Below are 26,799 nucleotides of genomic sequence, written 5' to 3'. Positions count from 1 at the left end.
AATCTTGACACTTAGCGCATAATAAACAGCTCTTCGTGATAACTCTGCTCAATATTAAATTGATACGCATCTAGCTCTTTTTTCAGTGTTTTTGAGAAAGCTTCTGGTCCACAGAAGTACATTTCATACTGGTTCAAATCACCACACTGAGCCGCAATACGTTCAGCATTCAAACGTGGCGATTTCATGGTATCTATCACATGCAGTTTGACGCTTGCTTGGTGCGCTAAGTGCCAAAGTTCATCGACCAACTGGCCGTCGATACCACGACTGCAGTAAAACAGATGAACATCGCTAGTTTGCGCTTGCACTTTCAATGCTTCCAAAGCGGCAAAGAAAGAAGCAATCCCTACCCCACCAGCAATCCAGATTTGAGGTTTCTCTAAATCAAATTCCAAACGTCCGTAAGGCCCCTCTACCATTACCGCATCGCCCGCTTTTACGCGCTCATACAAGCCGGTAGTAAAATCGCCTAGCTCTTTGATTAGGAAACGTAATTCATTGCTTTCACTGCCAGAGACGATAGTGAACGGATGGGCATCTTCATCACCAAAACGTAAGTAAGCAAATTGCCCCGCCTTGTGCCCTTGCCAAGACGCATTTGGTTTAACGACCAATTCCATCACTTCAGCTTGAGGGAAGTAACGTGTCGACGCCACAACCGCAGAATGTTTATTACGACGACCAACGAAGCCAAACAAGCTGTAGAGCGCGGCAATCGAACCGACGACGGCAAACCCAACAGTAAGATAGTAAACAGGCTCGCCCCAATACGCGCGTTTGAGCAGCAGTACGGAGTGAATCGCGATCAGCAAATACGCCACCGACATAAAGCGGTGCGATAGTTTAAAGGGTTTGTACTTCACTGCGCCCCATAGAGAAACCACCAGCAAAACCAACAGCATGTAGAAGCCCCACTCACCCATGCCTTGAGCAAGATCGCGCAGACCATGAATCCAAGCCTCGATTCCAAAGAGGTTACCCTCAGGCCCTGCACCTGTGTGTTTCTCTGGTCTTGCTAATACACCAGACATGACTAGCCATTTCGGCACTTGATACCAAAGCCAGTGCGCCAAACCTAATGCAACGCCACCAATGCCGAGCCATTTGTGCACTCGATACGCTTTGTCCATGCCATGTAGCCAGTTTTCAACCACAGGAAGGCGCATTGCCAACACCATGGTTATCGACATCAGCATCAAAGACAGAATGCCTGAATATTGGATCATGGCAGATCGCCATTCAAAGACATTGGTAGAAGACAAAAGCTGCGGTTCCATCGCAAACCATAATACGGACATCGCGGCGATCATTGCCCAGATGATATTGCGGAATGTTTTCATGATTGGTTACTCGGTTAATCGACAATTTTACTTTAGCGCTTCACATGTAAAGCAACGTCAATAAGAGTAAAAGCGGGTAAAGCTCGACATATGCAAGGATTCCTACAGAAAAAAGACAAGAATCTAACAGTCATTAGAGTATTCACTCGTTATAGTTCCGGCTAAATTCGCCAAGGTGCGAACTGGAATAAATAACACTAAGAAAATCAATAATGAAAAAGCTATTTCTGCTACTCGGATTGTTAGTCTGTTCGAGTGCAACGTACGCCGCCAAACTGAATGAAGACCTCTCCGCAATTGAAGACCACATAACGGGTCGCATTGGCGTTTCTGTTTGGGATACACAAACAGACGAAAAGTGGGATTACCGTGGCGACGAGCGCTTCCCAATGATGAGTACCTTTAAAACGCTGGCGTGCGCGACCATGCTGAAAGACATGGACAGCGAAAAGCTTGATAAAAACGCCACCGCGAAAGTCGAAGAGCGCAACATGGTGGTGTGGTCACCTGTCATGGATCGAATGGCAGGCCAAACTACCCGTATTGAACATGCCTGTGAAGCCGCAATGCTGATGAGCGATAACACCGCCGCCAACATTGTTTTACGCAGCATTGGTGGCCCGCATAGTGTAACCAGATTCTTGCGTTCTATTGGTGACAAGGCCACTCGCCTTGACCGTTTTGAACCAAGATTGAATGAAGCAAAACCTGGCGACAAGCAAGATACAACAACGCCTAACGCCATGGTAAACACTCTACACACCCTGCTAGAAGGTGATGCACTCTCTTACGAATCACGTATTCAGTTAAAGATTTGGATGCAAGACAACAAAGTCTCCGATTCTTTGATGCGATCTGTGTTGCCAAAAGGCTGGTCGATTGCCGATCGTTCAGGTGCTGGCGGGTTTGGCTCGCGTGGTATCACGGCGATGATCTGGAAAGAAAACCATAAACCGGTTTACATCAGCATTTACATTACTGAGACCGATTTATCGTTGCAGGCGCGCGACCAAGTCATCGCTCAAATTAGCCAGTTGGTGTTGGACGAATACAAAAATATTTAGCGCTAACTTGATGATTTAAAACGGAGCTTTCGGGCTCCGTTTTTTTATGTCTGCGATCTTGGTTGACACAGGTAGAACGATCGCTTTACCCTAAAGGTAGAACATTCATTCTACCCATGAGAAGACGCTATGTTGAAAGAACAGATCGCCGCCAGTTTAGAGCAAGCTTTTAGCGAGCTTGGATTTGCCGAGCCGAGTGTGGCACAGCTCAAGACGGCCTGTGGCGTTAGCCTACGTACCTTGTACAAGCACTACCCTTCTAAGGAAGACATGATCGTGGCTGCGTTAGAACACCGCCACCAGCGCTACTTAAACTTCCTGCTGGATAACTCGCCACAAGCCGGGCTAGAAGCGACTCAGCACGTATTCAACAAGCTCAAACAATGGATGGAAGACTACGCACCGCATGGTTGCATGTCGATGAACGCGATTGCGGCATTTCCCGAGCACGACATCATCAACCAAACCGTGAAAGCGCACAAAGAAGACGTTCGACAATTTTTGGGTAAACAGAGCCTTCGCCAAGACCTCGCCACGCAGCTTTTCTTATTGCACGAAGGTGTCTCCAGCGCTTGGCCAGTACTGGGTAACGAGGCTCTGAACTCTGCGCAACAAGCTGTTTTAAGATTGCTAAAGGAAGATTAATCATGACAACACTACCAACCACAATGAAAGGTGTTCTATTGACCGGTCACGGCGGACCAGAAATGTTGGAATACCGCCAAGATATTCCTGTCCCAACGCCAAAAGAGAACGAAGTGCTGATTCGTGTATCCGCAGCAGGCGTGAACAATACCGATATCAACACGCGTATCGGCTGGTATTCAAAAGGCGACAACGATAGCGAGGACGCAAGTTGGAGTGGCAATGCACTGGTTCTTCCACGCATTCAAGGCGCTGACGTCTGTGGCGAGATCGTTGCCGTGGGTAGTATGGTGCGTGAAAGCCGCATAGGTGAACGCGTGCTGATTGAACCTTGCTTGAGCGATGTAAATGGCGAAACCATTAATCCACCTTGGTACTTTGGCTCAGAATGCGACGGTGGTTTTGCAGAATACACCGTGGTCTCAGCTAAGCACGCCTACCAACTAAAGACGGATTTAACTGACGTTGAACTTGCTTCTTTCCCATGTTCGTACTCAACGGCAGAAAACATGCTCACGCGATCTCGTGTTGCCAAAGGAGATCGTGTCCTGATTTCTGGTGCTTCCGGTGGTGTGGGCTCTGCAGCGATTCAACTCGCCAAAGCGCGCGGTGCCAGCGTTATTGCCATTACAAGTCCAAGCAAAAATGAACAAGTTCTGGAGTTGGGCGCAGATGAAGTCGTGCCACGTAATGCAAATCTTGTTGAAGCGCTTGGCAGTAACAGCGTCGATGTGGTGATTGATTTGGTTGCTGGCGACCAGTGGCCACAGTTCCTTGAAGTGTTGCGCCCGAAAGGTCGTTACGCGGTATCAGGTGCCATTGGCGGTGCGATGGTTGAGCTAGACGTTCGCACTTTGTATCTCAAAGATCTCAGCTTCTTTGGTTGTACTGTCCTTGAGCCAGAAGTGTTTGGAAACTTGGTTCATCATATTGAACAAGGCAACATCAAACCATTAGTCGCACAGACATTCCCACTGGAAGACATCAACCAAGCGCAAGCGGCATTCCAAGAGAAGGGCCACGTAGGCAAGATGGTTCTTACCGTGAAGTAATTAGCTACCTCTACACTGATAGAGCATATTAATAAGCCCCTCTGCAAGTTCTTCGCAGAGGGGCTTTTTCGTTCAGGTTAGATCAACAATTGCCGGAGCTTAATGGGTTACCAGTAAGCAGGAGTATCCAAACCTTGCACACAAGAGGATGTGCCTTGGATTGGCGTCAATTCACCTACAAGTGATTGTGCCAACCAACCATGTGGGAAGCTCAAAGTATGAGGCGCTTTGAATTGCGCTTCCGTCACTTGTTGGAAACCAACGCGCGAGTAGAAGTTAGGGTCGCCGTAGGTAAACACCAACTCGAAACCTTGCTGTTTCAAGTGTTCAAGGCCAAAGTTGATCAGGGCTTGTCCTACGCCTTTCCCTTGGCACTCTGTTAGTGTTGCCATTGGCGACAATAAGTAACCCACTTCACCATTCTCAAAACGTAGCGGTGTAAACAACACGCCTGCAATCAAGCGCTCATCTTGTTTCGCAACAAAGCCTTTCAATTCTTGCTCTGGCGTTGTAGTTAACAAATCGCCGACGAGTAAGCCAATGGTTTTGCCTTCTGCTTCACCTTCAGAATCAGAAAAGGTTTGAGTAAACAAAGCGATCATCTCGCTGCTCATAGCTCTCTCATATTGAGAAAGTGTGTAGTTAGATTTTTGAGTATTCTGATTTGTTGTTTCGTTCATTTTTCTATCAATCTTTTTGTAAGATATACATCTGATACGCCACTTCATTACCACGGCGTTTAACGATATCTAATTCAACTTGTATGTCTTTTAATGCTTGTGATGCTGGCATCTCAGCTTTCAAACTTTGCACACGCTCATCTAAAGGAGCGTAGTAGTTATCCCATGCCTGTTGGCTAATTGGGAATGTATCTAACACTCGGTAGCCTGCTGCTTTCGCCTGCGCAATACGCTTCTCGACACTGCCCACATCTGGGTATTCTTTTTGCCAGAACGCCACCGTATCTTCGCTTGGTGTATCCGTGTTCCAAACCAAATCGCTCACCACTAAGATACCGCCGTCTTTAAGCAATGGGCGCCATGCTTTGAATGCGTTCTCCACACCCATGATGTAAGCACTGCCTTCTGCCCAAATGACATCAGCCGAGCCCTCTGCAAATGGCAGTTCTGTCATGCTCGCACACACCGTGGTGATATTGTCATTTAAGCCAAGAGCCTCCGCTTTGTCTTGTAGGCGTTGCAAAGACGGCTCGTCGTTATCGACCGCAGTGATGTGTGCATGTTTTGCCAAAGTACGAGTCGCAATGCCCTGCCCGCACCCGATTTCCAATATTTCATCAGGTTGAGTTGGTAATAGGCTCAATGCTTTCAACGTATCTTGCTCTGAACCAGGCCCCCAAAACTCCAAGGCTTCATATACGCGAAAGAAGTCCGCCATGTAGTCGTCGTGAGTATTCATATCTTTTGATAACCAACGTAAGTGAAGGGCTTCTTTCTCGCTAAAACCTTGCGTCATCAGCCATTTAAAGTGCGCATCCGGCGCGACTTCATCCAACGATTCATGCCAATCGGTTAACGGTGTTTCACCCAGCAGCGCTGCCAACAGCTGTCGCGATTTCTGCTTTTGCTCAATCTCTTCATCGAGCTGTTTGAGTCTTTCCAACATCAACTGTCGATCTACTTTGGCTTCCAAACAGGCTTTACACTCCTTGAGCGTCAGTCCGCCACTCTGCAATTGCTGGATCAAACGCAAGCGTTGTAGATCCGCATCGCTATACGCGCGGTAGCCGTTGCTTAACCGTTGCCCTTTGATGAGCTCAATCTTCTCGTAATAGAGCAATGTGGTGCGAGACAAACCCAGCATTTCTGCCAGTTCCGATATCCGATACATGTAATTTTCCTCAGCGCTGATGAAAGCATCTTAAACTGTAGAGTTATAGACAGGTCAACATGAATTGTAGAAAAAGATACGCTGAAAGATAAAACGCGGTGAGAAAGCATCAGGTTACTAAAAGGTAACTGGTTGAATTCACACTCTTGGTCTCCATATCCATTTTATAACTCGAAAAAGTAAGGTCTGTTTTATGGAATCAGTAATCAAAATCGACGTAGTGTCGGATGTGGTTTGCCCTTGGTGCATCATCGGCTACAAACGCTTAGAACAAGCAATTCAAGAGCTAGGATTGGAAGATAAAATTGAGTTGGAATGGCAACCGTTCGAATTGAACCCAAACATGCCAGCAGAAGGTGAAAACCTACGCCAACACCTAGCGAATAAATACGGGACAACGCCGGAAGACAGCGTTCGTGCACGCGATAACCTGACTAATCTGGGTAAAGAAGTGGGATTCGACTTTGATTACTTTGATGACATGAAGATGGTTAACACGCGAGATGCACACGTACTGCTGCAGTGGGCAGAGCAATTTGGTAAGCAAACTGAACTGAAGTTAGCCCTGTTTGCCGCGTTCTTTGGTCAACGCAAAGATGTCTCTGACCGAAGCACACTGGCAGCGATTCTGACTGACATTGGTTTAGATGCAAATATGGGCATCGCCACCCTAGACGATGCAAGTAATTCTGACTCTATCGAGTATCAAGAAAGCCAATGGCATCAACTTGGCGTGAGCTCAGTACCAACAGTGGTGTTCAATATGGAAAGTGCAGTGACAGGCGCTCAACCAGTTGAAGTCTACAAGCAAATCCTGACCGAATACGCAGAAAAACTGGCTAAGTAACAAGTCATAAGAAAACGCCCACAATACGTTCGCATTGTGGGCGTTTTTGTATTCTGCTCGTGATTAGGCGCTATTTCACTAATCCTTGTTCAACCAAGCTCGGGAAGACCTCATTGAGGAAAATCGTGCTTATCGCGATGTCATCCACGTTTGAAGAATCTACCCATTGGCACTCTTCGATTTCGTTACTGGCAACCACCTCGCCCGAATAATCATTAACGAAGAACACATCCATGACCAAAGTAATGTCGTCTTTATCGTGTGCAGGCGCTTCAAAGCGACCAAACAGCGTCAAAGCATCATCCGCCACGACAATGCTTACTTCTTCTTGCAGTTCGCGACATAACGCTTGCTCTGACGTTTCGCCACTATCCAGTTTTCCACCCGGCGCATAGAAGGTGTCTTTGCCTTTTGAGCGCAGCACCAACAGTGAGCCGTCTTTAATGATGATACCTGCTGACTTGTGCATCTTGCTTTCCTTCTAGGCGTTAGAGAAACTTCTCGATCATGACTTCATTGATGTATTGGCCGTTAACTTTGGCATGCTTCTTTGCGGTGCCGACCACTTCAAAGCCATGTTTTAGATACGTTGCAAGCGCGGTGGGATTGTCCTCTCGTACATAAGCAAACAGCTTTTCATAGCCTTTGGATTTAGCATCGGCAAAGGTGGCAGTAAACAACGCTGAAGCGACACCTTGTCGACGGCACTTGGCATCGACGAACGTACCGATAATACCCACATGTGCGAATGCCTTGGTATAACTGGCGAAAGGCTCTACGTTTTGGAAACCCAGCACAGCACTGTCTTCCTCGTCCTCTTCTTTTACATTCAATGCCACATTGAACACACCCGTTTCAGGAAAGCTTTCAATGAAGCCTTCTTCCTCTTCTGGGGTGAAGGTGGTATCAAGGATGGTATATAAGCCCTCTTCTATGATGGGATTGAGAACTTCGGTAATGCCTTGAGCGTGCTGTTTTTTTGCCTTTGTGACGACAACTTTCATAGTATTTTTCGTTCTTTTTATAGGGATGAAATAGGAGCTCGATTATCTTCTATCTTGATCGTAAAACCAATGACCTAACGATCGTTCGATCAGTAAGTATCCACTGGATAATCGTATCGTTAACGCCCTACAAATAAGCTACCGCTTCAATGTTGTTCCCATCGGGATCATAAAAAAATGCTGCGTAGTAATTCGGAGCATAGTGTTCACGCAAGCCTGGCTCACCATGACAAGTAACACCAGCTTCAATACCTGCTTTATGAAAGGCCTCGACGGATGCTTTGTCATTCGCTTTAAACGCAATGTGGCAAGGGGCACTTTGACCACCCTTTTCTATCAGGAAGCGCGTATTGGGTTCACCAACTAATCCAAAGCCTGCCGCTGCTTCGTCCGACCATTTTAGTTCGATGCCCAAAGTGATAAGAACCTTGGAATAAAAAGCGACACAGGCATCAAAATCCACAACTTTAATTTCAAAATGATCAATCATATCTATCCCTACTTGATTGAATTTGTTCCATAAAAAAGACCACCTTAATCAAAGGTGGTCTCGATTGCGAAGTCTATCATTTTATCGGTGACAAACTTGTCGGTAATGCCTCAGCTTAACTTAAAGGACGGCCTTCATAATCACCCGTCAGTGTTTTCAAGAACGCTTTGATGGCTTCCACTTCTTCATCCGACATTTCCACTCCGACTTGGTATTTACCCATGTCGTAGATGGCTTTTTCTAGCGTATCAGCATGTCCATCGTGGAAGTATGGCGGTGTCAGTTCAATGTTACGCAAGGTTGGCACTTTGAACTTGTGCTTGTCTTCTTTGTTACCAGTGAAGTTGTAACGACCAAGGTCTGCGTCCGTCATATCAGTACCACGCTCAGCAAAGTAGTCCGCTTTCATGCCCATGGTTTCAAACGTTTCACCACCCATCGCTTCACCTGCGTGACAGGTTTGACAATCGTACTTCTTAAACAACATCAAACCGTATTTCTCGTGCGAGTCCAGCGCTTGAGTGTCACCCATCATGTATTGGTCGAAGCGGCTGTTTGGTGTGGTTAGGGTTTTCTCAAACTCGGCAATCGCATCCGTAATGTTGTTGCCATTAATCTCACCTGAGTAAACCTTTTTGAACATCGCAACCATTTCTGGATCTTGGCTTAACTTGTCGACGATTTCATCCCAATCCATAGAGCCCATTTCAATCGGGTTAAACGGAGGACCACCTGCTTGGTCTTGCAGATCCGCGGCACGACCATCCCAGAATTGCAGCTTGTTGTACACAGCATTAAACACGGTTGGCGCATTGATGCCACCCACTTGGCCATGAATACCAACAGATGTTACGAGTCGGTCCACGCCGCCTGTATCAAGGCTATGGCATGACGCACATGAGACACTATTGTCTCCTGATAGTCGCGTGTCGTGATAAAGCACCTTACCCAGTTCAGCCTTGTCTGCATCGGTTTCGAACGTGGTGTAAATTGGTTGTAGAACTTTGGTTTTACGTTCTTCAGATACCGGAGACTGTGCATGACGCTCTGCACGCTTCTCACGAATCCACTTCAATAAGGTGTGTTTTTCGTCTTTCGACATGCTCGCTGACCAGTGCATAGTCAGGTAGATCGCTGGCGGCATTGAGTCGTCGTAAAGCACCTTCTCAAGACGAGCCAAAGCCACTTCAGAAACAGGATCATTCTGCTTCACGTCATCCAGCAAGTTGGTCATGTCAAAGTGACGCATCGCCACCTTCACATCTGCTTCCATAATTTGTTTCGCCACTGGCATTTCAGAATAGAAAGGCATTTCACTGTTCGGCGTATGGCAGTAGCCACAACCTTTATCCGCCAATACCTTCATCGCTTGATAATCCAGTGTCGATTGATCTAACGAACTAAATTGCGTCAGATTTTGTTGAGCCACTTTTTTATCGTCTTGGTTCACCATGTAAATGGCACCCAAGTAAGCCACCAAGCCTGCTCCCACGATCCCTAGTGTTATTTTCTTTTTATTCATCACTGTTCCCCTAAATCAGTTGGGGCGAAAGTTATTGAAATGCCAATATTTTTAAAAATGGGAAAAAGGAATAGATATTAATCGAATATTTAGATGAGCAACGAATTTAACATCTAACATTTTCTAAATCAGTTACTTGTAGATAAAAGTAAAAAATACAACATAAAAACAACAAGTTAAAAGTGGCTCTTTTGTTGATATGAGTCAAAAATGGTGCGAGAGAAAATATATAACTGGGATTAATTGAAATTGATCAAAAATAAATCAGAGCGGATTAGATAAGGAATTATAGACACAAAAAAAGGCAGCTCATGAGCCACCTTTTTTGAAAGTCAGCAAATTAAATTATGCTTTCTTAACATCTTTAGCTGGGTAAGTCAGAGTTGCTTCACCAGCTTGAACGCGTACGTAGAAACCGCCGCTGCTCAGACCTGTAACAACCATTTCACCTAGATCGATACCTTTAGTAGCTACTACTACGTCACCGATTGAAAACATATTTAATACCTTGTTTATGTAGATTATGACCTTAAGTCGTTGGCGGTATTTAATCTGAAATTACCCCCTTAACCTAATCAGGTTTTTTGTCGTTATGATTAACTTTTATTATCGCTCTAAACCTTGTTTTTATTGGTTTTATCAGAGCTTGATGGAGATCGCTTTTACGCATTTCGACTTACATAAGTAAAGGGGAGATTTCCCCCTAATGAGCTAAGATGGAGGAGTCATAATTGCCTTTGATTATGCTTTTGCTCTCTGGAGATAAACGATGAAAAATGGTCTTACTATTCGTGCATTAGAACGTTCAGATCTGCGCTTTATTCACGATCTTAATAACAACCGTAATATCATGACGTATTGGTTTGAAGAGCCATACGAATCGCATGATGAATTGGAAGAGTTGTACCAAAAGCATATTCATGATGACGCTGAGCGTCGCTTTGTCGTGGAAGATGAACACGGCGTATTAATTGGTTTAGTAGAGTTAATCGAGATTAACTACATTCACCGCAGTGCGGAATTCCAAATTATAATCGCACCAGATCATCAGGGGCGAGGATATGCCGAAGAAGTAATCCATCGTGCTTTAGACTATTCATTCTCCATTCTCAATCTTCATAAAATCTATTTGCTGGTCGCGTTGGACAATGAGAAAGCGATTCACCTATACCAGAAATGTGGCTTTATTGAGGAAGGGCATTTGGTACAAGAGTTCTTTATCAACGGAAGCTACCGCGATGTAAAACGCATGTATATCCTGCAAGAACAGTATCGAGCCAAACTGGTAAGCAACGAATGAAAAAACGCAGCCTACAGGCTGCGTTTTTATTTCAGTTTAAGCCTAACTTACAGCTTTTCAACGCCCATATTGAACAAAGTAAAGCTGTAAACATCAGCGGTTTTCTCGATAACCTTACTGGTCGGTGTGCCTGCACCGTGACCTGCGTTGGTTTCGATTCGAATCAAAGTTGGGTTTGTACCCGCTTGTTTAGACTGTAGCTCAGCTGCAAATTTGTAAGAGTGCGCTGGCACCACACGGTCATCGTGGTCACCCGTTGTCACCATAGTTGCAGGGTACTTAACGCCGGCTTTGACGTTGTGTACTGGCGAGTATCCTTTGAGGTAATTGAACATCTCTTTACTTTGTTCTGCTGTACCGTAGTCATAAGCCCAGCCCGCACCTGCCGTAAAGGTATGGTAGCGAAGCATATCCAATACACCCACTGCTGGCAGTGCCACTTTGAACAGCTCTGGGCGCTGCGTCATCACTGCACCAACAAGCAAGCCGCCGTTCGAGCCACCGTTAATCGCGAGCTTGTCTGACGAAGTGTAGTCTTTTTCGATAAGGAACTCAGCTCCGGCAATAAAGTCATCAAACGAGTTTTGCTTCTCTAATTTGGTGCCGGCGTTGTGCCACTCTTTGCCGTACTCGCCACCGCCACGAATGTTCGCGACAGCGTAGATACCACCCATTTCCAACCATGCCGCTCGGCTTGGGCTGAAGTAAGGTGTTAGGCTGATATTGAAACCACCATAACCATACAAGATCGTTGGCGCACTGCCGTCCATCGGCGTGCCTTTTTTGTAGGTGATGATCATTGGAATCTTAGTACCGTCTTTCGACTTGTAGAACACCTGACGAGATTCAAATTGTGCCGGATCGAATGGTGCGTTCGATTTGTGGTAAACCTCGCTGTCACCGTCTTTGATGTCTAGGCGATAGGTCGTGCTTGGCGTCTTGTAGTTGGTGAAAGAATAGTAGACTTCAGCGTCTTCTTTCTTACCCCAAAAGCCGTAAGCACTGCCGATGTCTGGCAGCTTGATTTCACGAATGAACTTACCGTCCATGTCGTATTGTTTGACCATAGAAAGGGCATCAACAATGTAGCTTGCGAACAGGTAACCGCCCGCGGTTGATGGACTAAGCACGTTGTCAGTTTCAGGAATTAAATCTTTCCAATTCTTCGGCTCAGGGTTGCTCGCATCCACCGTCACCACGCGTTTGTTTGGTGCATCTAAGTTGGTGACCAAATACAGCTTGGTGCCTTTGCTATCAATCACCCAAGTATCAGAATTAGTGTCATCCAAAATAGTTTGCAGCGGACTGTCTGGCTTGGTCAAATCTTTGAAGAACAGCTTATTGCCAGACGTTGAAGTGCTTGCCGAAATAAATAGGTAACGTTGGTCGTCGGAAGTGTAACCACGAACGTATCGGTGCTTCTCTTCCTCTGTACCGCCGAAGATAAGCTTGTCTTCACTCTGCTTAGTGCCTAGCTCGTGATAGTAAAGCTTGTGTTGGTCGGTTTTTGCCGAAAGCTCGCTGCCTTCTGGCTTGTCGTAACTTGAGTAGTAGAAACCTTTGTTCCCCAGCCAGTTTACGCCGCTGAACTTAATATCCATTAGCGTCTCACCGACAGGCTTTTTGGTTTCAGCATCAAGCACAATCACTTTGCGCCAGTCGCTACCGCCCTCTGAAATGCTGTAAGCGACTAAAGAACCATCTTTAGTGAAGCTCACATTCGCCAGCGAGGTCGTGCCATCTTCGCTAAAGGTATTTGGGTCGAGGAAGACTTCTGGCTTGCCATCATCAAGTTGGCGATAAAGTACATCTTGATTTTGCAAACCGTCGTTCTTGTAGAAATAGGTGTATTTACCTTCTTTGAATGGACGCCCTAACTTCTCGTAATCCATCAACTGAGTTAAGCGTTCTTCAATCTGGTGACGATAAGGAATTTGCGCCAAGTAATCGAACGTCACTTGGTTCTGCGCTTTGACCCAGTCAGCGGTTTCTTTACTGCGGTCGTCTTCTAACCAGCGGTATGGGTCACTAACTTTGGTACCAAAGTACTCATCCACCACATCGACTTTCTTTGTCGTTGGGTACTTCACAGCCATTTTGTGTACGTGTTCAACCAATTCCTTTGTTGAGTCCTCGGCATAAGCACTCGGCAATATGCCCGTCATCGCAAACGCGGTCACCAGTGCTAAGGTTTTCTTTTTCATAGACTTCCTTTTCTGTTTTTGTTTTGTGTAATGCATCAAGCATCTTACCTATATCGAAGTAAGGATTCTAATTGCTTTGAAAAAATTGCTTGGTAAAGGTTTTAAAGTCACCAAAGCCAAACTAGCTGCTTGGCTTCGGTGATCCCCCGCAATGTGGAGTTATAAACAAGAGCTTGCTAGCTCAGTTCAATGCTTCGAGACACACCCGACTCCGCGGCAAAATCTTGGTCATGGCTGATAAGAATAAAGCCGCCTCGATACGCGCTTAGTGCCTGAGCAAGCATGATTTTCGAATCCAAGTCGAGGTGATTATCTGGCTCATCCAAGAGCAACAAAGGCTGCGTTGGTTGATGACTGACAATCAGCATAGCGAGCTTCATTTTCTCGCCGCCACTCAATACACAGCCCAAACGAAACACACTGTCTCGGCGAAAGCCAATGCCTGCTAGTAATGTTCTGGCATCGCTTTCTTTCATCCCCTCACAATGTTGCATTAGGTTTTCCAACATGGAGAGTTCAGGCTGTATCGCACCAAAGTGCTGGTCGAGATAATAAAGCGGCGCATTGATTTGCAGCTCACCACTTTGCAGTGAGAACTCCCCCAAGAGGGTTTTCAGTAAGGTCGATTTACCGCATCCGTTTTTGCCCAACAAATGCAATTTATCATCCGCATGAACTTGTGCAGTGATGGGCTGAGCCGATCCAAATGGCAACACGCCTTCTAAGAGCGACACGACTTTTCGCGAGCGACTTTGACTGTCTGCCAAATACAGTTTTTGCCCTTTGATTTGCTCTTTGCGCACTCGCAAGCTTTGCTCTTTCTCCTGCAGGTGCGCTTGGCGAAGTTGCTCGTTCTTATTACGACTGGCGGCTCGGGCTGTGGCTTTGTCTTTCATACCATCCAATAAGATCTTCGGCTGGCTGCCATCCTTTCTCAGCTTGTTACCTTGAGCCGCTCTTTGTTCTGCTTTCTCTCGATTGCGCTGCGCTTGCTCTTCCAATTGCTTTTTTTGTTTATCGACAGCAGCTAATTGGCGTTCCACCGCTTGTAGTTCAGTGCGCTTTTGCTCGGCATACACGTCGTAATTACCGCCAAACACTTGCAAGCCTAAACCGGATAGCTCCCAGATTTCCTCCATTTCGCGCAGTAACTCTCTGTCATGACTGATGAGCAGAATCGCGCCTGAGAAACTGCGCATCGAATCAATCAACCACTGCTTGGCATGTGTATCAAGATGGTTCGACGGTTCATCAAGGATCAGCAATTCCACTTCACTTTCGAACAGCTGCCACAGTTGCAAACGCGCTAACTGCCCGCCACTCAATTGCGAACAAGGAAAGTCTGGCTGTGGCGGTAAACCCACGGTTTCTAACTGCTTGGCAAGTTGGAAGGGCAAATCCCATTGCTCACCCACCACCTCAAACAATTGCTCAGAGCAATCGCCCATCTCGATCTGCTTGAGTGCGCTTAGCACTTTGTCCTTTGCTAAAAACTGAGCAATCGAAAGATCGCCACCTAACAAGTGCGATGGTTGCTGGCGATATACCGCAAAGGACCTCGGTAAGGTTACTGTACCGCTGGTTGGGGTTTGCTCACCGCTGAGTATCGATGCAAACACCGATTTTCCGACACCGTTACGTCCGACTAACCCAACACGGCGTTTGGTCATAGAACATGAGATTTGCTGAAACAGCGTTTCGCCATTACCAAATTGATGACTGATATTGTAAGCCTGTAAGACTGGCATAATTTGCCTCCTGTATGACAGAGACAACAGCCGTAGCTTGAGATAAATCTAGAGATGAGATCGATGCAAATACACGCGCCCATAGAAGCGCTTCAAATAGAAAAATGGTAACTGCAAAGAAATATCGGAAAGTGAGCTACGCCTACTAACCCTGTAAATCCAAAAAATAAAATGAGAGTTGGATGACAGGTTTAGTTGTTCATGTTGGCGTAATCTCCTAAAGAAGTGATGCGCAAAGTCTAAAGGTTTTCTTGTATAAAAAGCAAGCGACTTCTGTCACAAGCCGCTTTCAGACCGAGAGCTCGTTTGGGTACCCTCGTTTACAAGGGCACAAACCTAGAACTATGCTTCAAAGTAAATTGCAGGTTTGATATCAACCAAAGGCGTGCCATCTAAGCAGTCCAAACCACGCACTTTAATTACTCCCTCGTCGATAGACTCAATCGGTAATACCGCCGCTCCAAGAGGGTTTGGTCTGTGCGGCGAACGTAAAGCAAATGTGCCGTTCTTCCCTTGCATCATTTCAGGTTGGCGGTTCGCACCAGAAAGCCAATACAGAACCAGTATTTTCTGCCCAACTTCAAGTCCTACAAGCCCTTGGTGATACTGAGATTTAAGTTGAATTTCACACACAGGTCCATCTTGTGGCTGAATGTTATTTGGGCACTGAGAAACCTCTATATATGGCGTGCGAACTTGCCCAATGAACTCAAGTTGTGGGGTTTGAATTGTGTTCATATCAACCTCTATTTTTGTTCTGACTTCATCGCTGAAAAAGCGTAAATGGAAATGGTGACCAAGATGATTGAACCGCCAAGAATGCTTGCCATTGCAGGAATTTCGTCAAAGAAGAGTAATGCCCAAAGTGGTGCTAGCACGGTTTCAATCATCAGAATCATGCCAACTTCTGGTGCCGTGATGTAACGGGTCGCGACTTGTGAAAGCACACGCCCAAACGGCGCAGTAAATAGCCCCATCAAGCCCATAATCAGCCAAGTATTCGCGCTGTAAGTTGAAGGCGTAGCCCAAAACAGCATTGCTATCGCTAAAAACAGTCCACCAAAACCAACACTTGCCATGCGGCTTACGTGCTGATGCTTACGCAGTTGCACCTGATTGAGCGACAAACACACCACGGCAAACACTGCTAAACCATCGCCAATCCAGTTACCCGATTTAAAAGAACCAGAGACCACAATCGCAATACCTACCATCACAGCAACAATCGCAATCCACGTCGAACGCTGGGTCACTTCACCCAAAAACCACCAGCTAAACAATGCAGCCAAAGCTGGTGCTGCGCTCAGAATCACAAAGGTATTCGCAACCGTGGTTAGCTTAATGCTCATCACTAAACCAGCAGCACTGCCGAGCATCAATAAGCCGGACAACAAGACATGCCAGCCGCTCTCTCTCACCGCTCGAACCAGACCGCGCTCATCGCGAAGCTGGATAAATATTGGCATCGAAATGGCGGTAAATAAGCCAAACAGAAATGCGGTATCCACACCACTCACGCCCGAAAAGCGAATAAAAATTGGGTCTAGGCTCATCAGCAGTGCACCAACCAAGGTGATCATCACCCCGGCAAAGCGTGCGCTTTTGGCGTTTAGATTATTCATTAATGCCGTCGTCATCGTCTTTGTCCTCAAAAAATAAATCATACTCGTAAGTATGATTTTATAATTTCGGAGTTGTGTCAACAAAAATCATACCGTATAGTATGATTATCAAATCAAGAGAATCTGAGCATGAGCAAGATCGAGCAAAACCGAGAGAAGAAACGCCGAGCTATTTTGGAAGCCGCGAAAGAGAACTTTTTGTCCGAGGGATATGTGTTAGCAAACATGGATAAAATTTCCGCCCAAGCAGGCATGACAAAGCAAACCGTGTATCGCTACTTCCCATCTAAAGCAGTGCTATTTGAAGCAACATTGCGCCAGATAGGTGAAAACATGGATGGTGGTTTCATTACTCACCTACAAAAGGATGATCTGCGAGAAGCGTTGAACTCATTTGGTGAACACTTTGTTTCTTTCCACCTTTCTGATGAACACTTGGCGACCTTCCGCTTATTGATTGCAGAAAGCGCCAAAGCGCCTGAGATCACGACGATCTTCCGCGAAGTCGGTCCGGACGATACCGATACTAAGCTCACTCAGTTCTTCCAAGATCGTTTCAATATTAAGGAACCGGAAACACAGATTCGCCTCTGGACAGGCATGCTGCTGTCGATTCGCTCTGGCGTTTTAATGGGAATGGAGAAGCCAACGCAAGCTGAGATAACGGAACACGTGCAAGAGGTGACTGAGTTTTTGTTGGCAGCAATCGAGCATCAGAAGTGAACTAAAATCCATCGCTCGCCGTAATAGCCAAAGAGTGAAAACACCAATGGGAAACGGCTATGAATCTTTTGATTGAATCGGTCGAGGGTGGTATCTACCTCGCTTACAATGTGGAAAACCATACGAAGTCACTGATATTGAACGAGCACAAAAGCCCGCTCAAATTTGCCAGCCTCTGCGAGGCAAGAGACCACTTTCGAGGAGAAGGATACTCCTCTGCAAAACTGGTTCACCTCAACGCATCCGATGAGATGTGTGGAGAAAGAATACGCTGTGACGTGCCATTAGAGATTGAATTGAGCTGGTATTAGTACCGGCTCTTTTTTCGCCCTCCCCCTATATCCTCTCGCTCTTAGGCTGGTGATAATTTGCCAAAACTTTGAGCGATTTCGGGATCTTATCAACACATTTTTTGTTAAAGGCGTACTATGCTATTGGTAGTGTATTCCACAAGAGGGCGTGGTTATGAAATACAAACATATCCTAGTCGCACTGGAACTGTCTGATGAGAGTACTGTGTTGATTGACCGAGCGGTATCTATGGCGAGTTATCTCGGTGCCGAGATTTCTTTTATTCATATCGATGGTACTCATGGCGAAATTTATCGTGAGCTTGTCGATATCAAAGCAAACCCAGACCAAAGACCGTTGAATGAACATTCAATGGAGTGCTTGAAGTCCTTTAGCGATTACATGGAGCAGCCATTGAAGCACTTCTTCGTTGGCACGGGTGACTTGGCGGACAAACTGGAAGTGACCATCAAAGAGCAAGAAGTTGATCTGCTTATTTGTGGCCACCATCAAGACTTCTGGAGCAAGATCATTTCTTACTCAAGACATCTGATCAACAAGTCTCCGGTCGATATTCTGGTTGTGCCGATTCACGACTAGTTTGAATGAAGGATCTAAAAAGCCGCCAACGATGGGCGGCTTTTTTGTTGTTCTTGTTGGCTCAATTAAGGCTCTATTTCACCAATCGAATACAGCACCAACTCTTCTGGGTTGTTCCCTTCCCCTAACGAGTGAATGTCTTCCCCTTCTTGCTTCAGCTCATTAATCAGCTTGAGCGCTTTATCTTGCTTCACCCCAATAATGGTTGGCATTTCAGAGGCAGAGACACCAAAACGTGTTGCAATAAGCAAGTTTCTTACTTTGGTTTTATCCGATTCAAACATGGCATGACCTCTTTATTTTCAATCATCTAAGCATAGCGAATCGCGATGAAAAAGCATCACGCAGGTCGAATCAATAACGGATTTTCCTACGAGTTAGACAAGTATGGATAGCAAAAGATCAGTTACTGAAAACACGGTCGAAATAATTGAGTGGCGCCACCTTAGTGTTGGCTCTTCGCTGCCATTTACTCTTGTTCGCCACCAACCACTTTTGTTCGGAGTTGGCTAAAATTGCTTGGCTCACCTTGGCTTCTCTCAATTCATGTTCCATCGCAAACAACTGAGTATCAACTTCAGTGCGACCAAAATTGACCATCTCTGAATGAGGCTGCGCGATTTCGGTGATACCTGCACAGCCAATAATTCCGATGTCTGCAGAAAACTGGCCGTAAAAGTGCTCTGCCGAACCATCCACCACGTCGCGATCGTTAGTACGAATACGACCACCCGGAATCCAAGTTTCGATGTTCTCAAAGTGAGAAAGAATATGCGCCGCTTCGAAGTTATTGGTCACCACACGTAACTCACTGTGATTAGCTAGACGCTCAGCAACCAAAGCAATCGTAGTACCAATACCTAGAAACAAAGTCGTGCCGTTTGGGATAGCTTTGACTACTTCATCGGCGATGATTTGCTTTTCCTGCTGATTGGTGACTTGGCGAGAGGCATAGCTGCGATTGCTCAGAGTCGCAGGCAGCCCGACACCACCATGATGGCGTCGGGTAAGTCCGAGTCGACAAAGTTCATTGATATCGCGACGAATGGTTTGCGTCGTGACTTCGAAACGTTGGGCAAGTTCTTCTATCGAGCAATATTCTTGCTGATGAACCAGTTCAATGATGTTTTGTTGACGGACGTTTAAATTATTCATTCAGTGCGGGTTCTCGTATGGCTGAAGGCACTTTAACTTTATAACGTTGAGGCGTATCTGTAATCATCATATCCACGCCCCAATGCCAATGTGCTTCAACTAATTGAGGAAAGTTTGGTGTATAGCAGAAGAGTTGATAACCATATTGCTTGATTTTCTGAGCTTGCAATTCAGTCAGGAAGCGGTAATCACAATGCACACTGTATGCATCGATATGTTGTAGCACGACAGCGGAATCATCTGGAATCTCCTGCCATAGCTGCCCTCTTCTCACTTCTGGCAGGTAGTTTTTCATCATCATTAAGGCTTCTGTGTTAAAGCTAGAAAACAGAATCGCGTCCGCTTCTACACCTAAATGTTCAATCACCTGCGCAACCTTTTCGCACAACAGATCGATTTCGTCACCAGTGTAAACCTTCAACTCAATATTGAGCTTCACACCCGCTCTTGAAGTCAGCTCAAGCGTCTCTTCTAAACTTGGGATAGGTTCGCCTGCGAAGTCATCACCGAACCACAAGCCTGCGTCGAGTGCTCTCAGCTCCTGCCAAGTCAGAGCTTTGACTTTACCTCGACCATTCGTGCAGCGGTTGACCGTTTTGTCATGGATGACGACAGGAATGTTGTCCGCACTAAGCTGAACGTCGATTTCAATCCATTCACAACCAAATTCAATGGCGCGTTGTATTGCCAATAAAGTGTTTTCTGGAGCCAAACTGGATAAGCCGCGGTGTGCTGTTATTCTCATTTTTTATTCCGTCTTTTTCATTTGTTTTCAAATGAACTATCTCAACCCTCAATGACGCTTTGATTACAAAATGGTGACGAAAACAATGTTCAAATAAGTTCATTTTTTTGTAACTAGAACGTCATTTGGCTCATTTAATGTTCATTTGAATTTTTTGGAGCGGATTCATAATCAAAATGAACATTCGCAAGGAAACACCTGTTCAAATCATCCAATGAAAAGGAATCATTATGGCTATTAAACACCTCGCCGGACTTGCAATTGCAGCGGCATTCATCAGCACGCAAGCACAAGCAAAAACAGAGGTTGAGTGGTGGCACGCGATGGGCGGCGCACTAGGTAACAAGGTTAATGAAATTGCGGCAGACTTTAACGCAAGCCAATCAGAATACGAGATCAAACCGGTTTACAAAGGCAGCTACGCAGAAACGATGACTAGTGCTATCGCGGCATTCCGAGCAAAAGAGCAGCCAGCGATTGTACAAGTATTCGAAGTGGGTACGGCGACCATGATGGGCGCAGACAAAGCGATTTATCCTGTTTACCAATTGATGGAAGACACCAAAGAGTCGTTCAACCCTGATGATTACCTTGCAGCCGTAACGGGTTACTACACCACCAATGAAGGCAACATGCTTTCCCTGCCATTTAATAGCTCTACGCCGGTGCTTTACTACAACAAAGACATGTTCGCAAAAGCTGGCGTAGCAAACCCACCAAAGACATGGAAAGAGATGGAAGAAGTTTCCCGTAAGCTGCTGGCATCCGGTGCGAAGTGTGGTTTCAGCACTACGTGGCAATCATGGACGCAAATCGAAAACTTCGGCGCACGTAACAATGTTCCTGTTGCCAATAACAACAACGGCTTTGCTGGCTTAGACACTGAATTTAAGTTCAATGATTCAGCATTTGTTCGTCACATTGACCAAATGGGCAAATGGTCGAAAGAAGGCATCTTTAAGTACGGCGGTCGCCAATCTGATGGTATGCCACTGTTCTACACCCAAGAGTGTGCAATGACTATGGGTTCCTCGGCAGGTCTGGCTGGCATTAAAGAGAACATGAAAGACGTTGATATCGGCGTAGCGCAACTGCCTTATGATTCAGAGATCGTCGCGAAGCCACAAAACACCATCATCGGCGGTGCATCACTTTGGGTACTTCGTGGTCATTCAAGCGAGGAATACAAAGGCGTGGCGAAGTTTTTCTCTTACCTTTCTAGTGCAGAAGTCCAAGCAGATTGGCACCAGTTCACGGGTTACCTACCAATCACTAAAGCGGCTTATGAGCTAACGAAAGAGCAAGGCTTCTACGCTAAGAACCCAGGTACAGATACAGCGGTTCTACAAATGACGTCGACCGAGCCTACAGAAAACTCGAAAGGCATTCGCTTTGGTAACTTCCTGCAAACACGCGACATCATTAATGAAGAACTAGAAGCAGTGTGGGCAGGCAAAGCAACGGCACAAGCTGCGCTAAACAATGCGGTTCGTCGCGGTGACGAGCAGCTACGTCGCTTTGAACGCACACAGAAGTAACGAACATTTATAACGAACAATGATGCGCTGAGTCTTATTCAAATAGCCGCTCAGATACGCACTCTCCCCACCTATCTTGGGTGGGGAATTCGTTCACACACCTTGCCTGTTTTACTTTGGTATTTGTATGTCCTCACCTGTTGTTTTTAAGCACAAATGGCTTCCGGTTGCGCTGATCGCACCTCAATTGGTGATCACCTTGGTGTTCTTCATCTGGCCGGCAGGACAAGCCATTTTCCAATCTTCTCAACTTGAAGATGCTTTCGGCATGAGCCGTGAGTTTGTGGGTTTGGAGAACTTTGAAAAGCTCATCCATGATCCCCTCTACCTAGATTCCTTAATGACCACGCTGCAATTTAGCATCAGCGTTGCGGTGCTCGCGTTGGTCAGCGCACTTGTTCTTTCCGCTTTCGCCGAACAAATCATCCGTGGCGCGACCATGTATCGTACCTTCTTGATTTGGCCTTATGCGGTCGCTCCGGTTGTCGCAGGCTCGTTGTGGCTGTTTCTATTTGATCCAACCATCGGTGTGATGACCGAATTGTTGAACTTGTATGGCGTAGACTGGAACCCAACACTCAATGGCACTCATGCAATGTGGATGGTGATCATCACCTCGACGTGGAAGCAAATCAGCTACAACTTCCTGTTCTTCTTAGCGGCGCTGCAGTCCGTGCCGAAGTCTTTGCACGAAGCCGCAGCCATTGATGGTAGCGGTCCGATCAAACGCTTTATCACCATTAGCTTCCCGCTGATTTCACCAACCAGCTTTTTCTTGTTGGTCGTGAACTTTGTTTATGCGTTCTTTGATACGTTCGCCATCATCCACGCGATGACACAAGGCGGTCCGAGTAACAGCACCTCGACCTTGGTTTACAAAGTCTACAACGATGGCTTTATCGGGCTGGATTTAGGTTCATCGGCCGCGCAGTCCGTGATCCTGATGATCTTGGTTGCTTCCCTGACTGTGATTCAATTTAAGTATGTTGAGAAGAAGGTGGCGTACTGATGGTAGAAAGAAGACCGTTTTTCAATCTGTTTTGCCATGTCATTTTGATTCTTGGCATCATTTCGATTGCGCTTCCGGTTTGGATTGCAATCGTAGCAACTACCCATGAGAACAGCGCATTCGCTACTGGCACTCCACTTTGGTTTGGGGACTTGGGTTTTAGCGTGTTTACTGACTTGTTGAGTAACGACACTCAGTACAACAACAATACTTTGCCGATTGGCAGCATGCTGCTGAACTCTTTCATTATGGCGATGTGCATTACCATCGGTAAGTTGAGCATTTCCATCATGTCAGCGTATGCAGTGGTGTTCTTCCGTTTTCCGGGACGAATGCTGGCGTTCTGGATGATCTTCTTCACGCTGATGTTACCCGTTGAAGTGCGCATCATGCCGACCTTTGAGGTGATTACGAACCTCAACATGCTCAACTCATTTTACGGCTTAACCATTCCGCTGATTGCCAGTGCGACCGCTACTTTCTTGTTCCGTCAGTTTTTCTTAACGGTACCGAATGAGTTGGTGGAAGCCGCACGAATTGATGGTGCAGGACCAATCAAGTTCTTCTTCGATATCTTGTTGCCTCTGTCGCGTACCAATATCGCTGCACTGTTCGTCATCACTTTCATTTACGGCTGGAACCAATATCTATGGCCACTGCTGATCACCACTGACGTGCAGTACTACACCATCGTAATGGGCATTAAACAGATGCTTGGAGTGGTTGATGGTGTTGTGGAATGGAACAAAATTATGGCCACCACCATTATCGCTATGTTGCCACCCGTGATTGTGGTTATTGCAATGCAAAAAGCCTTTGTAAAAGGTCTGGTAGATTCGGAGAAATAAATGTCCACGTTAACTCTTTCTAATATCGCTAAATGTTATCCGAACGGCTATCAGGCGATCCAAAAACTCAATCTTGATATCTGCGACGGTGAAATGGTCGTATTGGTTGGCCCAAGTGGCTGTGGTAAATCCACCCTACTTCGCATGATTGCGGGCCTAGAAGAAATCAGCTCGGGTGAGCTCAAGATCGACACCACAATCGTCAACGATCTCGAACCGGGCGAGCGCGACATTGCCATGGTTTTTCAGAACTACGCCTTGTACCCACACATGACGGTGTACAACAACATGGCTTATGGTCTGCGCAACCGTAAAACACCGAAAGCGGAAATCGAGCGATTGGTTCACGAAGCAGCAAAGATGCTGGAGTTGGATCACCTTCTTGATCGTAAACCGGGACAGCTTTCTGGCGGACAACGTCAGCGTGTCGCGATGGGACGTGCAATTGTGCGTGAACCAAAGGTGTTCTTGTTTGATGAGCCTCTGTCTAACCTAGACGCCAAACTGCGTGTACAAATGCGTTTGGAAATAAAGAAGCTGCAACGTCGCCTTGGTACCACGTCAGTTTACGTTACCCACGACCAAGTGGAAGCAATGACGCTGGCAGACAAACTTGTCGTGCTGAACAAAGGTAATGTCGAACAAGTCGGCACACCGCTAGAGATATACGATAACCCTGCTTCTCTGTTCGTCGCGACCTTCATTGGCTCACCATCCATGAACATCTTGGATGGCAATGTTAGTGTCGACGGCATTACTATCGGTAACGCACTGCTCCCTGCATCCACATCAAACTTGGATTTGGGTGAAGTTAAACTGGGCCTTCGTCCGGAGCATTTACAAATCAGCCAAGATAACCCATGGTTGCAGGTAGAGGTCGAATTGATTGAATCGCTCGGTGCTGACTTGTTGCTCTACTGCCACACAGAAGGCGATGACTCGCAAAAGCTGGTTGTTCGCGTTGAGGGGCATACGCCGATTCAAATTGGCGACAAGCTTGGTCTGGATATCAAACCAAAGCATGTTCATCTATTTGATGCCAACACAGAAAAGCGTATCGAGTGTACACTGGCTCCAGCGGTGTCACTGCAAGACGTCAGTGGCAGTGCCCAAGCAATCAATCCTAAAGTAAACAAGCAAGGAGTGGTGAATGCCTAACCCGTTATCAGAGCTCAAGGTAGAGAGCCTGAAACAGATCGAATGGCTGCTGACCGACGTGGACGACACGTTGACTTGGCAAGGCAAACTGCCACCAGAGACATTAATTGCGCTAGCAGAGTTAGAGCGTGTGGGCGTAAAAGTGGTCGCAGTAACAGGCGCATGTGCTGGTTGGTGTGACCAAATGGCAAAGATGTGGTCACTGCATGGTGTGATTGGTGAAAATGGCGCGTTTTGGATGAGAAAAGACGCGACAGGATTCAACACCACCTTCGCTCGCCCAGCCGAAGCGATGCGCAAAGAACAACGCGCATTACAAGAAAGCATTGCGGGCATTTTGGCAGAGTATCCTGATGTCGAGTTCAGCCAAGATCAGAGTTTTCGCTACTGTGACGTTGCGGTGAACATAGCGCAAGATAGAGTGCCAGTTTCCCCTTCCACTACAATGGAAATTCTTAATCGCATCGTGAATTTGAATGTGGAGTCTCACCCCGTTAACGCCACATTGAGTTCGATTCACATCAATGCTTGGGTAGGTAATCACAGTAAGCGTACTAGCGGTGAAGCGTACATTAGGCAGTTCAATAATGGTGAGCTACCGAGTTTGGAGCGCATCACTTATGTGGGAGATTCATTGAATGATGAAGGCATGTTTGAGTGGCTGCCAACGACCTTTGGCGTAAACAACATTCGCCCTTTATTGGCGAAGCTTAATCACCAACCTAGCTTTTTGACTCACGAAAATGGCGGTTTTGGGTTTGCTCAATTGGCTAACCTAATCGTCAAAGCTAAAAGTCAGTAACGGCTTTTGACAAGGCTGTTTAGTAAAAATGCAGCCTTCGAAAGGGTTAGATACTCAGGTAAATGGATACCCTAAGAATAGGAGGACGCGGTTCTCTCTTCGGCGAACAGTCGATGGATGAATTGGCGTTCTTCTTCACTCAAACGCACTGTCACTTCCTGTTTGGCTGCATTCTGAACCAACTGATAAACCTCATTCAATTGCGATAACGTCAAAGAATTCAGTTTTTGCTTTATTGCACTAAATTGCTGCTGTTCCATATTTTTATGCCACTTATCCCTTATTTCATCCCTCATTGAGAAAAAAAGACACTCAATCCAAATATCACCATGGAGGGGGGAAATATATTCGGATTGAGTGAAAAGAAGGAGTAAAGACTGCGGCGGATTGCATGAGAAAATCAAACTCTCAATCTTTATTAAGCACTCCAACGAGAAAAAGAATATCGCTTTCTGATGTATTTATAATTAGCAGTTGTGAAGTTTATTTATCATAAGTGCTTAAAAATCTCTCACCGAGAAACACCGCTTAAGCCCTTGCTGTACTTAGCATTTCTCCAATTTAAGCAGCCTACCATGCCCAGAATGGACAATCTCGCAACAAAGATTGCTTGTTGTTTTCACTAATTATTTTTGTTTGTCGCATCCAAAAGCAGCCCATATTATCCGCAGCACAAGGGATGACATTCCTTACGCTCTTTAACAATCAAATGCCGTACTTCCTCATCTGCAACTTTCCTACTGATGTAAAAATTTCCTTTTGATTCCCATTTTCTAATTTTTACAACCACTGCGCAGAGCATTTAAAGCTGTGTTCTGCATTACAGTCTATTCATGTAGGAATTCATCGTGGATAAATATCAAGCTGCATACGCTAAGCGTCTAGAAAAACTGAAAGGCAATCGTTCGCCAAAAGCTATTGCACGTATTTCGGCGTGGGATGCGTTTTTTAACAAAGAATACGAGATGCAAGATCTAGAGTCTCAAATGACAGACTCAGCTCGCAAGCACTACGAGCAATCTGACGTTAAAAATGAAATCAGCTTTGGTTCATTCAAACGCGCGTTCTATAAAGAATCGATCGTGATTTATGACCTAACCGATGGTGCTTCAATTCAGAAGGTGTTCACACCACTACTTGTGCTAACAACAGCATGGGTACTGTTCGTGTGTTTTACCCAGTAATTGAATAACCGAATTTAATAAGCAATAGATAAACTATTGGCAGGGTGTTTATTA

The 26,799-nt window shown here is 46.0% G+C and carries 30 protein-coding genes; 14 read left to right on the top strand and 16 right to left on the bottom strand.

Translation table 11 applies throughout. The features are described from left to right. Positions 1-11: 11 nt before the first annotated feature. The gene (locus J4N37_RS22955; protein ID WP_252042484.1) at positions 12-1,343 is read right to left on the bottom strand and encodes a ferredoxin reductase family protein; all 1,332 of its coding nucleotides are present in this window, start codon (positions 1,341-1,343) and stop codon (positions 12-14) included. A 212-nt stretch (positions 1,344-1,555) separates the two neighbouring features. Between J4N37_RS22955 and blaCARB the strand changes: the two genes are divergently transcribed. From blaCARB to J4N37_RS22940, 3 genes are all read left to right on the top strand, one after another. Beyond that, complete coding sequence (gene blaCARB, locus J4N37_RS22950; RefSeq protein WP_252042482.1) at positions 1,556-2,407, top strand: CARB/PSE/RTG family carbenicillin-hydrolyzing class A beta-lactamase; 852 nt, start codon at positions 1,556-1,558, stop codon at positions 2,405-2,407. Between the two features lie 129 nt (positions 2,408-2,536). Beyond that, on the top strand, positions 2,537-3,052 hold the full coding sequence (locus J4N37_RS22945; RefSeq protein ID WP_005435424.1) for a TetR/AcrR family transcriptional regulator: 516 nt from the start codon (positions 2,537-2,539) through the stop codon (positions 3,050-3,052). 2 nt (positions 3,053-3,054) lie between these two features. Next, positions 3,055-4,104, top strand: coding sequence for an alcohol dehydrogenase family protein (locus J4N37_RS22940; RefSeq protein WP_306309781.1), 1,050 nt, complete (start codon positions 3,055-3,057; stop codon positions 4,102-4,104). Between the two features lie 107 nt (positions 4,105-4,211). On the opposite strand, the gene J4N37_RS22935 is transcribed toward J4N37_RS22940, so the two are convergent. After that, positions 4,212-4,784, bottom strand: a complete 573-nt coding sequence (locus J4N37_RS22935; protein WP_252042481.1) for a GNAT family N-acetyltransferase — start codon at positions 4,782-4,784, stop codon at positions 4,212-4,214. Between the two features lie 7 nt (positions 4,785-4,791). Next, a complete protein-coding gene (locus J4N37_RS22930) occupies positions 4,792-5,955 on the bottom strand; it encodes a MerR family transcriptional regulator (protein WP_252042480.1) in 1,164 nt (387 codons plus the stop codon). 193 nt (positions 5,956-6,148) lie between these two features. Here J4N37_RS22930 and J4N37_RS22925 point away from each other — a divergent pair, with 193 nt between their 5' ends. Beyond that, entirely contained in the window at positions 6,149-6,802 is a 654-nt protein-coding gene (locus tag J4N37_RS22925) for a DsbA family oxidoreductase (protein ID WP_252042479.1), read from the top strand. A gap of 70 nt (positions 6,803-6,872) precedes the next feature. On the opposite strand, the gene J4N37_RS22920 is transcribed toward J4N37_RS22925, so the two are convergent. The 5 genes from J4N37_RS22920 to J4N37_RS22900 form a co-directional block, all read right to left on the bottom strand. Further along, positions 6,873-7,271, bottom strand: a complete 399-nt coding sequence (locus J4N37_RS22920; protein WP_252042478.1) for an NUDIX hydrolase — start codon at positions 7,269-7,271, stop codon at positions 6,873-6,875. Between the two features lie 19 nt (positions 7,272-7,290). Then, the gene (locus tag J4N37_RS22915) at positions 7,291-7,806 is read right to left on the bottom strand and encodes a GNAT family N-acetyltransferase (RefSeq protein ID WP_252042476.1); all 516 of its coding nucleotides are present in this window, start codon (positions 7,804-7,806) and stop codon (positions 7,291-7,293) included. Positions 7,807-7,933: 127 nt separating this feature from the next. Further along, positions 7,934-8,296 (bottom strand): VOC family protein, encoded by a 363-nt coding sequence (locus J4N37_RS22910; RefSeq protein ID WP_252042475.1) that lies wholly within the window; start codon positions 8,294-8,296, stop codon positions 7,934-7,936. 115 nt (positions 8,297-8,411) lie between these two features. Continuing rightward, a complete protein-coding gene (locus J4N37_RS22905) occupies positions 8,412-9,818 on the bottom strand; it encodes a cytochrome-c peroxidase (protein WP_252042474.1) in 1,407 nt (468 codons plus the stop codon). 345 nt (positions 9,819-10,163) lie between these two features. Next, a complete protein-coding gene (locus tag J4N37_RS22900) occupies positions 10,164-10,316 on the bottom strand; it encodes a hypothetical protein (RefSeq protein ID WP_005426336.1) in 153 nt (50 codons plus the stop codon). Between the two features lie 271 nt (positions 10,317-10,587). On the opposite strand from J4N37_RS22900, the gene speG reads away from it, so the two are divergent. Further along, a complete protein-coding gene (speG, locus tag J4N37_RS22895; protein WP_010452814.1) occupies positions 10,588-11,118 on the top strand; it encodes a spermidine N1-acetyltransferase in 531 nt (176 codons plus the stop codon). Between the two features lie 47 nt (positions 11,119-11,165). On the opposite strand, the gene J4N37_RS22890 is transcribed toward speG, so the two are convergent. From J4N37_RS22890 to J4N37_RS22875, 4 genes are all read right to left on the bottom strand, one after another. Beyond that, positions 11,166-13,322 carry a prolyl oligopeptidase family serine peptidase gene (locus J4N37_RS22890; RefSeq protein WP_252042472.1) on the bottom strand — a complete coding sequence of 719 codons (2,157 nt, stop codon included), beginning with the start codon at positions 13,320-13,322 and terminating at the stop codon, positions 11,166-11,168. 176 nt (positions 13,323-13,498) lie between these two features. Then, on the bottom strand, positions 13,499-15,070 hold the full coding sequence (locus tag J4N37_RS22885; protein WP_252042471.1) for an ABC-F family ATP-binding cassette domain-containing protein: 1,572 nt from the start codon (positions 15,068-15,070) through the stop codon (positions 13,499-13,501). A gap of 342 nt (positions 15,071-15,412) precedes the next feature. Continuing rightward, the gene (locus J4N37_RS22880; RefSeq protein ID WP_252042470.1) at positions 15,413-15,808 is read right to left on the bottom strand and encodes an SAM-dependent methyltransferase; all 396 of its coding nucleotides are present in this window, start codon (positions 15,806-15,808) and stop codon (positions 15,413-15,415) included. Between the two features lie 8 nt (positions 15,809-15,816). Next, positions 15,817-16,707: a DMT family transporter gene (locus J4N37_RS22875; protein ID WP_252042469.1), complete on the bottom strand. Its 891-nt coding sequence runs from the start codon at positions 16,705-16,707 to the stop codon at positions 15,817-15,819. A 114-nt stretch (positions 16,708-16,821) separates the two neighbouring features. Here J4N37_RS22875 and J4N37_RS22870 point away from each other — a divergent pair, with 114 nt between their 5' ends. The 3 genes from J4N37_RS22870 to J4N37_RS22860 all read left to right on the top strand — a co-directional run bounded on the left by J4N37_RS22870 (position 16,822) and on the right by J4N37_RS22860 (position 18,306). Continuing rightward, the gene (locus tag J4N37_RS22870; protein WP_252042468.1) at positions 16,822-17,415 is read left to right on the top strand and encodes a TetR/AcrR family transcriptional regulator; all 594 of its coding nucleotides are present in this window, start codon (positions 16,822-16,824) and stop codon (positions 17,413-17,415) included. Positions 17,416-17,474: 59 nt separating this feature from the next. Next, on the top strand, positions 17,475-17,726 hold the full coding sequence (locus J4N37_RS22865) for a DUF6482 family protein (protein WP_032802781.1): 252 nt from the start codon (positions 17,475-17,477) through the stop codon (positions 17,724-17,726). Between the two features lie 154 nt (positions 17,727-17,880). After that, entirely contained in the window at positions 17,881-18,306 is a 426-nt protein-coding gene (locus J4N37_RS22860; RefSeq protein WP_009706243.1) for a universal stress protein, read from the top strand. 65 nt (positions 18,307-18,371) lie between these two features. Here J4N37_RS22860 and J4N37_RS22855 read toward each other — a convergent pair whose 3' ends face one another. The 3 genes from J4N37_RS22855 to J4N37_RS22845 form a co-directional block, all read right to left on the bottom strand. After that, the gene (locus J4N37_RS22855; protein ID WP_045421989.1) at positions 18,372-18,590 is read right to left on the bottom strand and encodes a hypothetical protein; all 219 of its coding nucleotides are present in this window, start codon (positions 18,588-18,590) and stop codon (positions 18,372-18,374) included. Positions 18,591-18,708: 118 nt separating this feature from the next. Continuing rightward, positions 18,709-19,461, bottom strand: a complete 753-nt coding sequence (locus tag J4N37_RS22850) for a DeoR/GlpR family DNA-binding transcription regulator (protein ID WP_252042466.1) — start codon at positions 19,459-19,461, stop codon at positions 18,709-18,711. Then, complete coding sequence (locus J4N37_RS22845) at positions 19,454-20,206, bottom strand: glycerophosphoryl diester phosphodiesterase (protein ID WP_252042465.1); 753 nt, start codon at positions 20,204-20,206, stop codon at positions 19,454-19,456. The genes J4N37_RS22850 and J4N37_RS22845 overlap by 8 nt, the downstream gene beginning before the upstream one ends. 230 nt (positions 20,207-20,436) lie before the next feature. Here J4N37_RS22845 and ugpB point away from each other — a divergent pair, with 230 nt between their 5' ends. The 5 genes from ugpB (at position 20,437) to J4N37_RS22820 (ending at position 25,561) form a co-directional block, all read left to right on the top strand. After that, entirely contained in the window at positions 20,437-21,744 is a 1,308-nt protein-coding gene (gene ugpB, locus J4N37_RS22840; protein ID WP_252042464.1) for a sn-glycerol-3-phosphate ABC transporter substrate-binding protein UgpB, read from the top strand. A 127-nt stretch (positions 21,745-21,871) separates the two neighbouring features. Next, positions 21,872-22,753 (top strand): sn-glycerol-3-phosphate ABC transporter permease UgpA, encoded by an 882-nt coding sequence (ugpA, locus tag J4N37_RS22835; protein ID WP_252042463.1) that lies wholly within the window; start codon positions 21,872-21,874, stop codon positions 22,751-22,753. Beyond that, on the top strand, positions 22,753-23,601 hold the full coding sequence (gene ugpE, locus J4N37_RS22830) for a sn-glycerol-3-phosphate ABC transporter permease UgpE (protein ID WP_005439065.1): 849 nt from the start codon (positions 22,753-22,755) through the stop codon (positions 23,599-23,601). Before ugpA ends, ugpE begins: the two co-directional genes overlap by 1 nt. Beyond that, complete coding sequence (locus J4N37_RS22825; RefSeq protein WP_252042462.1) at positions 23,602-24,759, top strand: sn-glycerol-3-phosphate import ATP-binding protein UgpC; 1,158 nt, start codon at positions 23,602-23,604, stop codon at positions 24,757-24,759. Continuing rightward, positions 24,752-25,561 (top strand): HAD-IIB family hydrolase, encoded by an 810-nt coding sequence (locus tag J4N37_RS22820; protein ID WP_252042461.1) that lies wholly within the window; start codon positions 24,752-24,754, stop codon positions 25,559-25,561. Before J4N37_RS22825 ends, J4N37_RS22820 begins: the two co-directional genes overlap by 8 nt. 71 nt (positions 25,562-25,632) lie before the next feature. Here J4N37_RS22820 and J4N37_RS22815 read toward each other — a convergent pair whose 3' ends face one another. Then, the gene (locus tag J4N37_RS22815) at positions 25,633-25,821 is read right to left on the bottom strand and encodes a hypothetical protein (RefSeq protein WP_252042460.1); all 189 of its coding nucleotides are present in this window, start codon (positions 25,819-25,821) and stop codon (positions 25,633-25,635) included. 588 nt (positions 25,822-26,409) lie between these two features. Between J4N37_RS22815 and J4N37_RS22810 the strand changes: the two genes are divergently transcribed. Then, positions 26,410-26,745 (top strand): hypothetical protein, encoded by a 336-nt coding sequence (locus J4N37_RS22810; RefSeq protein ID WP_005439068.1) that lies wholly within the window; start codon positions 26,410-26,412, stop codon positions 26,743-26,745. The last annotated feature ends 54 nt before the right edge of the window (positions 26,746-26,799 follow it).

It is taken from the genome of Vibrio sp. SCSIO 43153 (assembly GCF_023716625.1).
Lineage (GTDB): Bacteria > Pseudomonadota > Gammaproteobacteria > Enterobacterales > Vibrionaceae > Vibrio > Vibrio rotiferianus.
This window is presented reverse-complemented; position numbering and strand designations above follow the sequence as displayed.